Below are 14,961 nucleotides of genomic sequence, written 5' to 3'. Positions count from 1 at the left end.
CCTCGTAAAAAGGAGAATGTCTTTTGCTTTCATTGAGACTTAGACGTAAGCCAGTTCAGAGTAAACTGAGCAAGCTTAATCGATCTAACAAGACCGCTCTTGTTACATTAAAATCGTTAACCCCCGTCCAGAAAGTAGAAGAAAAATACTTATCCTTCTCGATTGATATTTCAGTTGTGGCGGGAGGTTTTTGGTGGGAAGGCAGCCAAAAAACAAAAGATGGATTGGGTACAGAGCGCGTCCCCCCCATCGACCTGAGCCAAAAAAAACTGGATCTATTGGTACAAGCTTTGGGGCCAGCATACTTGAGAGTGGGTGGATCAGAGGCCGATAAAGTCCATTATTTTACAGCCCAGCATACGCCTTCGGAGCCAGATCCTCTGATCATTACCCAACAAATTTGGGACTCATTGCATCAATTTGTAGAGCGCAACCAACTCGGCTTTATGTTCACGTTTAAGTATGGTCTTTTTAATCGTAAGCAACATGGCGACTGGCTGCCTGAAGAAACACTGGGGTTATTACAATATTGTCGTCAGAAGGGTTATAAAATTGACGTCTGTGAACTCGGTAACGAACTGAATGCATATTGGGCGTTTCATGGTATTCGCTCCCAACCTTCTGCCAACAAGCTCGCTAAAGACTATGACCGATTTTGTCGTCTGGTCAGAATGGTGTCTCCGGATTCTCGTATCGCAGGCCCTGGCAGTGCGTTTTGGCCAAAACTGGGCGAAACAATCCGCCCCTTTTCCAACATTACCACACACCTTCTAGCCAATATGGAAGAGCGGTTAGACATAATCGATTGGCACTATTACCCATTTCAAAGCAAGCGCTCCCCTGTGCGAACGCGAACGGCAACATTAGAAAAAGTTATCGCTCCTTCTTCGTTAGATGATTTTGAACAATACGCTCGTCAACTAGCTCGTTGGCGTGACAAACACCAGCCTAGCGCCACACTTTGGACAGGCGAAACCGGATCCGCCCAATGCGGTGGCCAAGCAAAGCTGTCAGACCGCTTTGCTTCCTGTTTTTGGTGGGCTGACCAGTTAGGGAGAGGCGCACTGCTTGGTCAAACGACTATGGTACGCCAAAGTCTCATTGGCGGTGATTACGCCCTTATCAACCGCAAAACACTCAAGCCCAACCCAGATTATTGGGTGAGTTGGCTTTGGGGGAAGTTAATGGGACAAGAGGTATACCAAGTTGAATGTTTCGACCCCGATATCCAGGTCTATTGTCACAGTGCAAAAAAAGAAGGCAAATGCACCTTACTCATCATAAATATGACGTCGAAGCCAAAGCGCATACTCTGTCATGATTTTGGAGCAAAGAAAAAGCGATTCGAAATCACTGCCGCATCGCTCACCTCCAAAAAAGTTCGTATAAACGGCGCCAAGCCCAAATTTAATAACGGAAAAATTAAGTTACGGGATTTTCCTAAGCTTTCGAAGTTAAACTTAGTGAGCCCATACAGTATTAATTTTTGGTGCTTCGAACACCAAACGACAAAAAAAGAAACGAATAACAGCGCAAGCACTGAAGCGTATCCAGCTCTACCTGCCCCTACCAAAATTAATAACGTCATTCCGCTTTATTCAGATGAAGAAATCAAACCTGATACAGTTCCTACACCTGCACCAGTTAACGTCATTTCGTTAGCAAAGGAGGCTCCATTCACCAAGGAAGATGAGTAACGTAAAGCCATGCTCTTTTAATGTGCGGAAAAACACCTATTGAAATGGTTGCTAGACTATGAGCGGTTACTTAAGCATCTTAGTTAGATCGTTTAGTGAAAGCGGCTTCGCGTAATAGAAACCTTGAATACAGTAAATACCGAGTTCCATTAGCGTGAGCAACTCTTCTTTCGTTTCCACCCCTTTTGCTGTTACGACTATGCTTAGCTCTGAAGCAAATGACACCAGCGCGGACACTAAGGTTTTTCGTGCTAAATCATCATTGATACAACACATCAATGATCTCTTCAATTTAACGGAGTCAGGCTGTGTAGCTTGTATTAACTTGAAGTAATTGTGCCCAATTCCAACGTCGTCCAAGGCCACCCTCGCCCCTCGTTGTTTGAGTTTGAAAATGTCTGTCGCGACAACTTCAACAGCGTCTATTGGAATGTTTGCGTTAATTTCAAATTTCAGCTGTGACAAGGGGATCGACTCGATAACCGACCAAAAAGAAGGGTTTTGAAGAGTACAACTAGACAAATTTACCGATAGATAAACATCGTCAGGGAGCTTGTCCAATATGCTAATCGCTTGTTGTAACGCTCGTAATTCCAGCTTTTCATTTACTCCTGCAAATGTAGCTTGATCAAACCACTCTTGAGTGCTTCTCTCATTACTGCTGCCAAAACGAGATAAGGCCTCAACCCCAACCACCTTCTGTCTGACCGTATCAGTAATGGGCTGAAAAACCATTTGATGAAGACCATCAACCTCCAGTTGATCGATATGACCTGCAATTTTCACACACAACGCATCCTGTTGAATTTGTCGTTCAAGAGCACCAACAATAAATTGAGTACAAATAGACAAAATAGAGACATGTTGTTCCGCAAGATTTGGGTTTTCTTGACTGCTAAAGCAGCAAAATGAACCAAAAAGTTCACCATTAGAAAGATAAAGGGGAATGCCGATATAGCTTTTGATCGAAAGAACCTTAGTTGCAATAAGTGACTTGGCAATGGGGTGTGATGCGGTGTTCTGAATAATATTGGGCAACTCTCCATCCGCTATTTTCTGACAATAACTTTTTTCCCGCTGCGCTGAGAAACCTTCGTATATTGGAGCCGAACAATCAGGTGATTTGGCGAGCTTAAGTATAATTCTTTCGTTGCCTTCAAATTGTGCAATAAACGCCACTTCCATCGACAGCTCACAGCGAACGGTTTCCAGCAACTTATACAAAGTACTGTCGCTGAACGTGACCTCATCGGAATGTGTGATCTGTTGTAATAGATCTGCTTTTATTTGAAGCCCTGTTTTCATACCTACCCTTCTTAACTATTCGGCGTTAATCGTGAATTTAGGACTAACACCACAACTGCGCCATCGTCATTTCATGCATACGTTTCTACAAAAATCACATAGCGAAACGGCAAATTAATCTTTTTAGTAAAGCGCACGAACTTAAAACCAGCAGTAATGATTTGTAGTGAAATAAAGGAAAGGAGTTAAGAAAGGTTAGGACAAATAAAAAAGGAGAAAAATGCAATTCAGGTCATTTGTCCTTTTTTCCTCATTTTTCACGGTTACAATGTGCTCGGACGTTGAAATTGAGCTTGAAATATTCATTGAACCCTCAAATTGCACACTGTTTAAATTGCAGTTTATTGGAGAGTACTACTTAGAATCGGCTCTCTCTTCTCAACTATTAGACACATTGTTTATACACCACTAGGGAGAATCTATGAGCACAGAAACAGATAAAGTAGGTTTCTACAAGGTAGCCATAATACTCGGATTATTATCCGCAATTGGCCCATTCGCAATTGACATGTATTTACCAGCACTGCCGAAGATTGGGCAAACCTTTATGGTGGGCATTCAGGATGTACAATTGAGTCTCACTGCGTTTCTCATTGCACAAGGTGTCTCACAACTGTTTTATGGACCAATCTCCGACAAAGTGGGTCGTAAACCGCCGCTGTACGTTGGAATGGGCATATTCTTACTTGCAACCATTGGCTGTGTTTATGCGGCGTCACTCGAAATGCTCATCGCCTTTCGATTCTTGCAAGGCATTGGCGCTGCCGCGGGTATCGTTGTAGCTCGTGCGATCGTTCGTGATTTGTATAGGGGTATAGATGCCACTAAGATGATGTCTTTGTTGATGCTGGTATTTGGCGTGTCCCCTATTCTAGCGCCTTTGGTGGGCAGCAGTGTCATTGCCTTATCGGGCTGGCGTACAGTGTTTGTCATTATCGCAATCTGCGCGGCACTTGGGCTTATTTTGATCTATTTTGGCTTAAATGAAAGCTATTCTAGAGAAAAGCGTGAAGCGGTGCCTCATCAAGGAAGTACGTTAGGCTCCTACCTTGTTTTGCTGAAAGATTCGCAATACATGGGTATCGTTCTTGCCAGCAGCTTTGCTTTGGCAAACTTTTTTGTTTTCCTTGCTAATTCGCCTTTCGTATTGATCGAACATTACCAACTTACGGAAACACAATACGGCCTCGCATTTGGACTAAATGCTGCGGTATTTTTCTGCTCAGCTCAAATGAACGCGAGACTGTGCCAAAAATTTGGAATCGAAAACATCATTAAAGGCGGGATTTGGGTGAGCACGTTGACCATGGCAACCATGGCATTTGGTTATCTGGCGGGCTTAGATTCACTCTTTTTCTTTATGGGGCTGTATATGATCGCCAGCGCGTCGGTCGCTTTGGTCATCCCAACAACGTCTATTATGGCGATGGAAAACCACGGTCATATTGCGGGCACGGCATCGGCGTTATTAGGAACATTACAAATTGCGGTCGGTCCAACATTTGTCGCACTTTTAGGCCCTTATATGGACTCTGAACCTTTACCCATGATTTTAGCGATGACCTTCTGTAGCTTGATTTCATTGATATTTGTGATGATAACGCTTACGAGAAAAAGCCAGCTAGTCAAAGCAGCTTAAGCAAGCGCGGCTTCCTAACGAAAAGCAGCCACTTTGCTGAAGCCCGGTAAAACGTAAATTTAGCTCAGCGAAAAAAGAGAGTAAGTATGAATATTCTATTCATTTTTGCTCTCTTTTTTTATTTCGAGAGCAGACCGCCAACCCTCTATAAAGCGCTGTTGTTTAATGAGATCTCTCCCAACAAGCAATTGTTGATCTAATTCAATCACACGGGTCGGACCTAATGGCATAGCAAAGACTTTTTGTGAGTCTGTTTTAACGCTTGAAATTGGATACAACAGCTTTTTTAAAGACATTATTTCTTGCCCATCTTTCGACAAGATAAAATCTAAAAATCGACCTGCATCTTCATAGTTCTTAGCGCCTTTTGGTATTAATGCAGTGCGCATAAGCATTAACGTATAGTCTTTCGGTAGCACCATCATTAAGCGAGGGTCTTTCTCGACTCGCTGTGCCGCATACGACCCTAACAAATTGTAGGCAACGATCAGGCTTCCCTCGGCAACGTCGTCGATCATGTCACCCGTACAACAGTAGCTTTTTACATCATGACTGCCGAATGCTTCAATCAACCTTCCCCACATCGTATCAGCTTGCCGTGCATCTTGACTTGCAAGCAGATACCCAACACCGCTAGTGCGAATGTCATACGTTCCGATCTTTCCTTTAAACGCAGTATCGTTTAGGCGAATCGAAGCCAATAACGATTCTCGATCATCAGGAAACGTTGCCCCTGGATAATGCGCGCGGTTTATGACCATCACAACAGGCTCTTTAGAAAAGGCAAAAATTTGATTACGCCATTTGGCATACGAAGGAAGCTTATCTGTTTCAAATGAAGAATAGCGCTCAGCATAGCCATCATTGACTAACTTCAGTTGTAAATCCATCGCACTGCTGATGATAAGGCTGGCGTTAGAATTCGCTTTTTCGTCTAATAAATTTTGATAGAGTTCCAGTGTATTGATGTCTTCATAGGCAACTTTGACATCTGGGTTGCGTTTCACAAACTCTTTTAAGAGTGGCTCAAAAGATTCAATATCAAGTGTAGATTGAATATGAAGCGTGCGTTCAGGGCTTACTTCTAACGCTGTTTCTATTCCGCTCCGGCCTGATGTTGGTGGCTCATGAAATGCGTATGGTTCTTCTTCATTGATTCCATTGGAAAAATAAACCGGCGCTGCGTGTAAGGGCTGAAACAATGCTAAAATGCCAGACACTAAAAAGCCAAATACACTTAACAAAATTAACTCCATGTATCTTTTGGTGTGCTTAATCAAATTGCTCTGAGCATCTTTATTTCTGATTACTGTTTGCCTAGCCAATTTATCCGACCTCATAATTGCCAAGGTATGCTGGAAACTCAATGCATACCGTTGTCCCGTTTGGCACGGTGTCATTCACCGTAATATTTGCATGATGATGATCCGCAATGTCTTTCACCATCGCTAACCCAACGCCAGTCCCCGTGATTTGATACGACTGATTTTTGGTGTTTCCTCGATAAAATCGCTCAAACACTTTTTCTTTGTCTTCATCCGCGATTCCCACACCATGATCAATTACGCTTACCCTATATGTACCCAGTAACGACTCAACGCGAATAATAACTTCCAAGCGTTCATCGGGTTGCACTAACGTACTGTAACGCACTGCGTTTTCAATCAAGTTTTGCATGAGTTGATGCAGAGTAAACTCATCGCCAATGATCAGGGCAGATTCAAGCTCGTTTTCAAAAGACAAATGCACTCCTTTGCGCAACGCACTTACCGCCTGAGCTCGACAAGACTGGCTAATAGGCTCCAATAGGTTCACGATTCCCATTTGATGTGTTTGCAAACGATGTGATACTACCGCTTGGTTAAGCAGTAAGTTGACGGTTTCACTTAGGCTTTCGCATTGATGAATAATGTTATTCAAGGCATCATGTTGCTCAGAAGGTGAGCGAATATCTCGTGCATTTTCTGCTAACGCCTTTAAGCTGGCAATCGGCGTCCTAAGCTGATGCGCCGCGTCCGCGGTATAGTTTTCAAGTTGCTCTAAGTTGGTTTTAAGTCTCTCCATAAAATGATTTATGGCCACTTTCAAATGGTGTGTTTCTTTTGGTGTTCGCATCGAAATGGGGGTCAAGTCGCCGGCTAAACGCTCTTCAAGATTTCGTTCTATTCGATGTAAAGGACGCAATACAAGCTGACTACCAAACACAATAAGAGCGATCGCAACGAGCGCAATCACCAGAACAACCTGAACCGCTCGTTGGGTGATCGCGGCCGACATTTCCTCTCGGGAGATACGAGTTTGTGCTAACGCTATGGTGACCGTTCCTGAGGCATCAGGTTCCGTTAGATAACGCTTCATCCAAGCAAATCGCGTCATTTCTCCGGCGTATTCGCGATTAAAAAACTGAACTTGGCCAAGCTCAATGGGGAACTCAGGAGCGCTATTCAAATCGGGATAGCCCGTCATAAATCCCTTACTTGAGCTTTCTACCTTATAAAAAATACGATCTTCATTTGCTTGCGCGAGGGTCGAGAAAGCAGACCAAGGAATTTCTATTGTGACGTCACCACGCAGCATTCCTACATTCTCATCCATTTGTAAAATGGCAGACTTCAATAATCTATCGTAGGAAAGATCGGCCAGCTTCTGGCTGTAATCAAAGACAAGCTTAACCGCTATGCCCGTGATCACACCGATGACTAACATCCCTGTCAAAATAAAACGAACTCGCAAAGAAGGGGCGCGTTGTAGCTCTAAATTGTCATCGAGAGGTCGTTGAGGTTGTAGCAATTTCCGCCACATAGCCAATCCCTCGAAGCGTGTTAATAACCAAATCACTGCCTACTAACTTTTTTCTCACGCGCGCGACATAAAGCTCAATAGCATTTTGTCCGGGTGTTTCGTCGAAGTTAAACAAGTGCTCGGTAATGTCATCCTTGCTGAGCACACGACCAAGATGACCAAGAAAGATCTCTAACAAGCGAAATTCTCTGTTTGTCAGAGCGGCCATTTCGCCATTAACAGTGACTTGCCGATTATCGCGATTAACAATTAGGTTTCCATGTTCACTGATATTCGCAGCGTAGCCCTGCTTACGTCGAAGTAAGGCTCGACATCTGGCTTCTAATTCACCAAAGTCAAAAGGTTTGGTCAGATAATCGTCCGCTCCACCGTCTAACAGACGAATTCGATCTTCCACCTGATCACGGGCGGTAAGAACCAATACTGGAGTTGCGTCGTCTCTCATACGCAATCGTTGCAAGATTTGTAAGCCTGACAATCCGGGGAGGTTCAAATCCAGCAGAATTAAATCCACACTTTGGTAGCTAAGAAAGTTATCGGCTTGTCGACCATCTTCAAGCAAATCTACACCGTGTCCGAGACTCGACAACCTTTCACAAATTGCCTGACCGAGCACACGCGTATCCTCTACAACTAAAATTCGCACTATATACCCACCTTAAGACGGCTTTTATTATTTTTATAGACGTGACTGCGGCTATTGCGCCAGCACACAAAAAATTCGAAGCCATCATAACTCCGAATTTTTTTGTATTAAACCGCTATTTCTCACATAGCATGAGTATGCGCTTTATTCGCTGAGAACCTAAAACTTTAGATTCAACTGTATTCTATGCTTCTTCAGTTGCCGCTTTAGAGCGCTTCATTTTTGCACGTAAAATCGGACCGACTAAAATAGGCAATAACAATCCAGCCAATGCAACACTCCAAAGCCCGATACTCAAACCTGAACTTAAGAGAGTCGTCCAATCACCGTCAGACAATACTAATGCGTGACGTAGATTTTTCTCCATCTCAGGTCCAAGCAACATACCTAAAATGACCGGAACAAGGGGAATATCGATTTTACGTAAAACATAGCCCATAACCCCGAAACCAACCATGAAGTACAAATCTACGGCACTGCTCGTTATTGAATATATGCCTACCGCTGCAACCATGGTTACAATCGGCATTAAGTACTTTGGCGGAATACTAAGTAACTTAACAAAGATACCCACCATTGGAATATTGAGCAGAAGCAATACTAGGTTCCCGACGAAAAGTGCGGCAATAACACTCCAAACCAACTCAGGATTTTGTTGGAACAGCATGGGGCCTGGATTCACATTAAGTGAAATCAACATCGCCAACAATACCGCCGTCGTGCCACTTCCCGGTACGCCAAGAGTAAGCATAGGCACTAACGCTCCCGATGCGGCTCCATTGTTACCCGCTTCTGGTGCAGCTACACCTCGTGGATCACCTTTACCAAAAGTACCGTCTTTATCGGACGCTTTCTTTTCCATCGTGTAGGAAATAAAGCTACCTAACGATGCGCCTGCTCCGGGTAAGACACCTGATACAAAACCAAGTAATGCACCGCGTATTGAAGCAGGCAAAACAAACAGAATGTCTTTTGCAGTCAGTTTCAACTTATTCAATGCAACTTGTTTTAAGCCATCGCCAGCGTGCGCTTCCAAGAAGAAGAACAATTCTGAAATCGCAAACAAACCAACGATTGCAATTAAGAAATCGATGCCTTCAAACAGATGTAAACTGTTGTATGTGAATCGCTGAACACCAGTTGAAATATCAATACCGACGGTCGCAATCATAAGACCCAATGCCGCCGCGATGAGTGTTTTAAACTGGTTTTTACCGGTTATTCCCCCCAATGTCGCGAAAGCGAGTGCGAACAATGCGAAATATTCAGCAGGCCCAAACTTCAATGCAAATTTCGCCAGAATCGGAGCGAGGATAACAAGACCAATCGTAGCAATAAAACTACCAATAAATGACGCGATTGCAGACGTAGCAAGAGCTTCGGCTGCTTTGCCTTTTAGCGCCATTGGGTAACCATCCAAACAGGTCATCATTGCAGGTTCGTCACCTGGAATATTGAGTAGAATGGATGAGATACGTCCGCCGTACATTGCTCCAGCGTAGACGGATGTCAGCAGAATAAGCGACGACGTTGCAGACAAACCTAAACTGAATGCCAACGGAATAAGAATTGCGACGCCATTCGCAGGCCCAAGGCCGGGTAACGCACCTATGAGTGTTCCTAAAATCGCCCCTATCATGGCGAACATAAGGCTTTCCGGTGCTAACGCGACCGTAAAACCATCAAATAATAAACTGAGTGTTTCCATGACTTAAAACCCCAAGATGCCCGAAGGCAGCGCTAGCTCAAGTACTTTATTAAACAACACAAATATAACCAAAGACGTCACTGCGCCTGTAATGGAGGATTTTGCGATTGTTGCGCCCATTCGCCAGCTAAGAAAGGCGACGGTAAACGCGGCTGAAATGATAAAACCGACATACTCAATAGACCACGCAAAAGCGACCAAAACGCCGCACACTAAGACAAGCTCTAATAGCATGGTTAGGGGTGGCCACTTAGTATCTTCATCGGGTTTGATCATCATATACAATGATCCAATTCCTAATAAAACAGACAGCATTATTGGAAAAGTTTCAGGCCCTACGGATTCTTGTCCGCCAAATGGCACCGGAAAAAGAGTTGCTTGATAACCGTAGGTCACCGCAAGAATTAGCATCAGCATGCCAAACACACGATCATTTATACGCATGTTTCTGCTCCAAAGTGATTTTTCAAGACAAGCAGGGAAAAAAGCCTCTTCCCTGCTTAGAGAGGTAAAAGTATTTGCTTATCGAATTAAGCCAATATCTTTAGAAAGTGTATAGATTTCAAGGGTTTGATTTTTTACAAACTGAGTGAATTCTTCGCCTGATTTGTGGAACGGCATCAATCCGTTTTTAGCCATAATGTCTTTCCATTCTGGCGTTTCGTAAAGCTCATCAATAGAGTTCACCCACCAATCGTAAGACTCATCGCTTGCATTACCTGGAACGTAGAATCCACGCCAGTTAGGCGCAACTGAACTAATACCTTGCTCTAGCGCAGTCGGAATGGCATTTAATGGTTCAGGAAGGCGCTCTTCAGACAAAACAGCAAGTACACGTAAATCACCAGACTCTAAGAAGCCTTTGACTTCAGAAATGTCTCCTGTGAATGCGTCTACATGGCCACCCACCACTTGAACGAGGGCTTCAGAACCTCCACTGAAAGCAAGGTAACGAATTTTAGGTAGATTATCGACTTGCGCTTCTTTTGCAGTAATCAGAACTTTTAGATGATCCCAACCACCTGTTGCGCTGCCTCCAGCAAATTTAACCGCTCCTGGATTGCTTTTTAGCGCGTCCATAACCTGAGTAAGTGAAGTGTATTTTGAATCCTTACCTACCGCGATAACGCCGTAGTCTGCTCCGAGTGTTCCCACCCATTTAACTTGATCAGAGTTCATCCCGGGGAATTGTTTCTGTGCAAGACGTGTGGTCGTCGCCGTACTTGCAGCTACAATTAATGCATCGTCTTTTTTACGTTTGCTAACAGTATGAGCAAACGCCACTCCGCCACCAGCACCTGGCATATTCACTGTTTGAACATTGCCCTTGATGTAATCAAGATCCTTTAGCGCTTTACCAACGCTACGGCATGTAAAATCCCAACCACCACCTGGGTTTGCTGGAGCAATACATTCGGCACTACGAGCGGGTTCATAAGCATAGGCTTGACTTGCAACCGCTAAGGCGATTGAACTAGATACAATGACAGATTTCAGAGACGTGACTTTAAACATGGTTTTCTCCTGCTTTTATTGTTGTTTTATGAGTAATCTTTGAATGCCCATATATGATTACATTCATGCTAAAAGCTATCTCACTAACCTGTCACTAGCCTGTCATCCCGTGTTTTTTTATGCTTAAAACGAAAATAGAGCGAACAAAGCGCAGTATCTGAGCCTTGTTCACTCTATTTTTTGTGTTCATTTTCTGAAGGTCTTTATTTCAACAGCATTACTTTAAACGCTCGAACACCGTCGCGATACCTTGTCCCATACCAATACACATGGTCGCAAGACCTAAGTTCGCATCTTTTTCTTGCATTGAATGCAACAAGGTTGTCGATATACGAGCACCAGAACAACCAAGTGGATGACCAAGCGCAATTGCTCCACCTTTAAGATTCACTTTTTCATCAACTAGATCCGTCAACTTTAAGTCTTTCAGTACAGGAAGAGACTGGGCTGCAAATGCCTCGTTTAGCTCAACAAGGTCAATGTCGTCGATGGTTAAACCTGTACGTTTTAACGCTTTTTGAGTAGCAGGAACGGGGCCATATCCCATAATGGCAGGATCGCACCCAGCCACAGCCATACTCCTTACCTTAGCCATTGGTTGTAAGCCAAGCTCTTCGGCTTTTGCTGCAGACATCATTAACATCGCCGATGCTCCGTCTGATAAGGCAGAAGATGTTCCTGCCGTGACCGTACCGACTTTGGGCATAAATACAGGCTTCAGTGTCGCTAAGGTTTCCATTGATGTCTCTGGGCGTATCACCTCGTCAACGTCGACAAGAACCTTATTGCCTTCGGCATCATGGCCTTCAATTGAGACTGTTTCATTAGCAAAACGCCCTTCGATACTCGCAAGGTGTGCGCGTTGATGCGAACGTACAGCGAACTCATCCTGAGCCGCTCGACTAATACCGTGCATTTTGCCAAGCATTTCTGCCGTTACACCCATCATCATGGACGCTTTAGCCATGTGCTTTGAAAGCGCAGGGTTTACATCAACCCCATGCATCATAGGCACATGTCCCATATGTTCTACTCCACCGACAACAAAGACATCGCCTTGTCCTGTCATAATTGCTTGTGCCGCAGTGTGAATCGCTGACATTGAAGAGCCACACAATCGATTTACCGTCTGAGCTGCGGACGTAATAGGCAATCCACCTAACAAAGCAACGGCTCTGGCAACATTAAAACCCTGCTCAAGCGTTTGGTTTACACAACCCCAAATCAAATCTTCAACATCGTTTGGGTTTACGTTGGGATTGCGCTTAAAAAGCGCTTTGACCAGTGCAGCAGACAGGTTTTCAGCGCGAACATTACGAAAAACACCGTTTTTAGACTTTCCCATCGGGGATCGAACAGCATCGATGATCACAACATCGTTTGGATTCAAATTCATTGCTTTTCTCCTTATCTCGCCTTTGGGTTATGCTTTAAAATAGGTTTCATTGTTTTTCGCCATGTCTCGCATACGTGCGGTTGGCTCATACAATTTGCCTAAGTGGCTAAACTGATCGGCTAATTCACAGAACGCTTTCAGCCCCATTTGGTCAAGATAATGTAACGCGCCACCTAGATATGGAGGAAAACCAATACCATAGATAAGGCCCATATCCGCTTCTGCGGGAGAGCCAACAATCCCCTCTTCCACACATCTGACGGTTTCAATGCATAACGGAATCATCATCCTTGCAACGATTTCATCATCACTTTGTTCATTGTGAGAATCGACCGTTTCTGCAAGCAAAGCACTTACTTCTTCATCGTATATCTTCTTCGGTTTACCCTTGCGATCCTGTTCATATCGATAGAATCCTTTTCCATTCTTCTGACCAAATCGCTCCAACTCGTACAATTTATCAACGGCATTTTTGCCTTCGTGTGTCATCCGATCGGGAAAGCCTTCAGCCATAACTCGATCAGCGTGAAACGCTGTATCCGTGCCGACGACATCAATAAGATAAGCGGGACCCATCGGCCATCCAAATCGTTCCATCACCTTATCAATTTGTTGGAAATCAGCGCCTTCCTTCATCATTAATGAAAAACCAGCGAAGTAAGGGAACAAAACACGGTTTACCAAAAAGCCCGGACAATCGTTCACTACTATTGGTGTCTTACCCATCGCTTGAGCGTACGCAACGGTTTGCGCGACCGCTTTATCGCTGGATTTTTCTCCTCGAATCACTTCGACCAATGGCATACGATGGACTGGATTAAAAAAGTGCATACCGCAGAAATTTTCAGGTCGTTTAAGTGCTTTCGAGAGTTCCGTAATGGAAATGGTTGAAGTATTTGATGCCAGTATTGCATCATCACGAATATGATCTTCTGTTTCGGCTAATACGGATTTCTTAACGTTAACATTCTCAACGACGGCTTCGACAACCAAATCAACGCTTTTAAATTCACCATAGCTCAACGCAGGCACAATACTGTTGAGCCCTTGCATGGCTTTTTCGGCCGTCAATCGACCGCGCTCGACCTGTTTTCCGAACAGTTTACTGGCTTCAGAAAGCCCCAAGTCTAGAGCTTCAGGCCTTATGTCCTTCATTAAAATCGGTGTGCCTTTTGAGGCAGATTGATAAGCAACACCGCCTCCCATGATACCCGCGCCCAGTACTGCGGCTTGTTTAACAGGCTCAGCCGATTTAGATAACGTCCCAGACAACTTTTTAATGTATTGATCATTAAGAAACAGATTAACAAGCGATCGGGCAACGTCCGTTTTCGCTACTTTTATAAAGCCTTTTATCTCTGTTTCGCAGGCTTTTTCAATCGACTGGCTGACATTCTTTTCCATCGCTTTGATGGCCGCCATTGGCGCAGGGTAATGTTTACCCGCTTTGGCCCCCACCACACCTCGAACCGATTCAAACACCATCATTTTTTCAATAGGAGAGAAATGCATTGGAGCCCGCAGCTCCTCGCGACGCGCCATAACATCGAGCTTTCCATCTATTACTTGCTGAAGAAGGTGCCTTGCTGACTGTAAAACCTTCTCTAGCGGCACAACTGCGTCAACCGCGCCGTCTTTTAACGCGTCTGCACTGCGCTTTTGAGCACCGCCGCAAATCCACTCACAGGCGTTATCAACACCAATGATTCTTGGTAAGCGCACCGTTCCGCCCCACCCTGGGTAGATTCCCAATTGTGTCTCCGGCAATCCAATTTTCGCTTTCTCAGCCATCACGCGATAATCACACGCTAAACAAAGCTCCATACCACCGCCTAAGGCAATACCATTGATGGCGGCGACCGTTGGAAATGGCAGGTTAGAAATATCAGAAAATACTGAGTGCACTTCACGCAGTTTATCCGCCAACGCTTCATCAGAAAGCTTGAACCATGTCAAAAATTCAGAAATGTCAGCACCGACAACAAACACATCTTTCGCACTACCAATAATTAGGCCTTTAACATCCGATTCAAGTTTGAGTAGCTCAACCGCTTCCGCAAGCTCTTTAAGCGTGAGCGTATTGAACTTATTTACCGAATCTCCAGCAAGGTCTAAGGTTAACATCGCGACACCATCAGCCTCTTTTGTTACCTTGAGAGCTTGTCCTTCATAGATCATGTTGGTCTCCATTTATTCTTATTTTACTTCTTATTATTGATGAGTAAGCGAGTAAGCGATGCTCAAAGCACCGCT

The 14,961-nt window shown here is 44.3% G+C and carries 11 protein-coding genes; 2 read left to right on the top strand and 9 right to left on the bottom strand.

What is annotated here, in order from left to right; translation table 11 throughout:
• The first annotated feature begins 23 nt into the window (after positions 1 to 23).
• Positions 24 to 1,697: a glycosyl hydrolase family 79 N-terminal domain-containing protein gene (locus DFP79_RS06145; RefSeq protein WP_133503059.1), complete on the top strand. Its 1,674-nt coding sequence runs from the start codon at positions 24 to 26 to the stop codon at positions 1,695 to 1,697.
• A 66-nt stretch (positions 1,698 to 1,763) separates the two neighbouring features.
• Here the strand turns inward: DFP79_RS06145 and DFP79_RS06140 are convergent, their stop codons facing one another.
• The gene (locus DFP79_RS06140; protein WP_133503058.1) at positions 1,764 to 3,002 is read right to left on the bottom strand and encodes a sensor domain-containing phosphodiesterase; all 1,239 of its coding nucleotides are present in this window, start codon (positions 3,000 to 3,002) and stop codon (positions 1,764 to 1,766) included.
• 421 nt (positions 3,003 to 3,423) lie between these two features.
• Here DFP79_RS06140 and DFP79_RS06135 point away from each other — a divergent pair, with 421 nt between their 5' ends.
• Positions 3,424 to 4,641 carry a multidrug effflux MFS transporter gene (locus DFP79_RS06135; RefSeq protein WP_133503057.1) on the top strand — a complete coding sequence of 406 codons (1,218 nt, stop codon included), beginning with the start codon at positions 3,424 to 3,426 and terminating at the stop codon, positions 4,639 to 4,641.
• A gap of 95 nt (positions 4,642 to 4,736) precedes the next feature.
• Here DFP79_RS06135 and DFP79_RS06130 read toward each other — a convergent pair whose 3' ends face one another.
• From DFP79_RS06130 to fadB, 8 genes are all read right to left on the bottom strand, one after another.
• On the bottom strand, positions 4,737 to 5,885 hold the full coding sequence (locus DFP79_RS06130; protein WP_243730213.1) for an ABC transporter substrate-binding protein: 1,149 nt from the start codon (positions 5,883 to 5,885) through the stop codon (positions 4,737 to 4,739).
• 82 nt (positions 5,886 to 5,967) lie between these two features.
• A complete protein-coding gene (locus DFP79_RS06125) occupies positions 5,968 to 7,443 on the bottom strand; it encodes a sensor histidine kinase (RefSeq protein WP_133503055.1) in 1,476 nt (491 codons plus the stop codon).
• Positions 7,403 to 8,089: a response regulator transcription factor gene (locus DFP79_RS06120; protein WP_133503054.1), complete on the bottom strand. Its 687-nt coding sequence runs from the start codon at positions 8,087 to 8,089 to the stop codon at positions 7,403 to 7,405. The genes DFP79_RS06125 and DFP79_RS06120 overlap by 41 nt, the downstream gene beginning before the upstream one ends.
• 184 nt (positions 8,090 to 8,273) lie before the next feature.
• Positions 8,274 to 9,797, bottom strand: coding sequence for a tripartite tricarboxylate transporter permease (locus DFP79_RS06115; RefSeq protein WP_133503053.1), 1,524 nt, complete (start codon positions 9,795 to 9,797; stop codon positions 8,274 to 8,276).
• Between the two features lie 3 nt (positions 9,798 to 9,800).
• A complete protein-coding gene (locus DFP79_RS06110) occupies positions 9,801 to 10,241 on the bottom strand; it encodes a tripartite tricarboxylate transporter TctB family protein (RefSeq protein ID WP_133503052.1) in 441 nt (146 codons plus the stop codon).
• Positions 10,242 to 10,319: 78 nt separating this feature from the next.
• Positions 10,320 to 11,312 carry a Bug family tripartite tricarboxylate transporter substrate binding protein gene (locus DFP79_RS06105; RefSeq protein WP_133503051.1) on the bottom strand — a complete coding sequence of 331 codons (993 nt, stop codon included), beginning with the start codon at positions 11,310 to 11,312 and terminating at the stop codon, positions 10,320 to 10,322.
• Positions 11,313 to 11,529: 217 nt separating this feature from the next.
• Entirely contained in the window at positions 11,530 to 12,708 is a 1,179-nt protein-coding gene (gene fadA, locus DFP79_RS06100; protein WP_133503050.1) for an acetyl-CoA C-acyltransferase FadA, read from the bottom strand.
• A gap of 27 nt (positions 12,709 to 12,735) precedes the next feature.
• The gene (fadB, locus tag DFP79_RS06095) at positions 12,736 to 14,886 is read right to left on the bottom strand and encodes a fatty acid oxidation complex subunit alpha FadB (protein ID WP_133503049.1); all 2,151 of its coding nucleotides are present in this window, start codon (positions 14,884 to 14,886) and stop codon (positions 12,736 to 12,738) included.
• Positions 14,887 to 14,961: the final 75 nt, after the last annotated feature.

The sequence above is a fragment of the Marinomonas balearica genome, assembly GCF_004362145.1.
In the GTDB taxonomy this organism is placed as follows: Bacteria; Pseudomonadota; Gammaproteobacteria; order Pseudomonadales; family Marinomonadaceae; genus Marinomonas; species Marinomonas balearica.
Note: the sequence above shows the minus strand (reverse complement) of the source record. Positions and strands in the feature narration are given on the sequence as shown.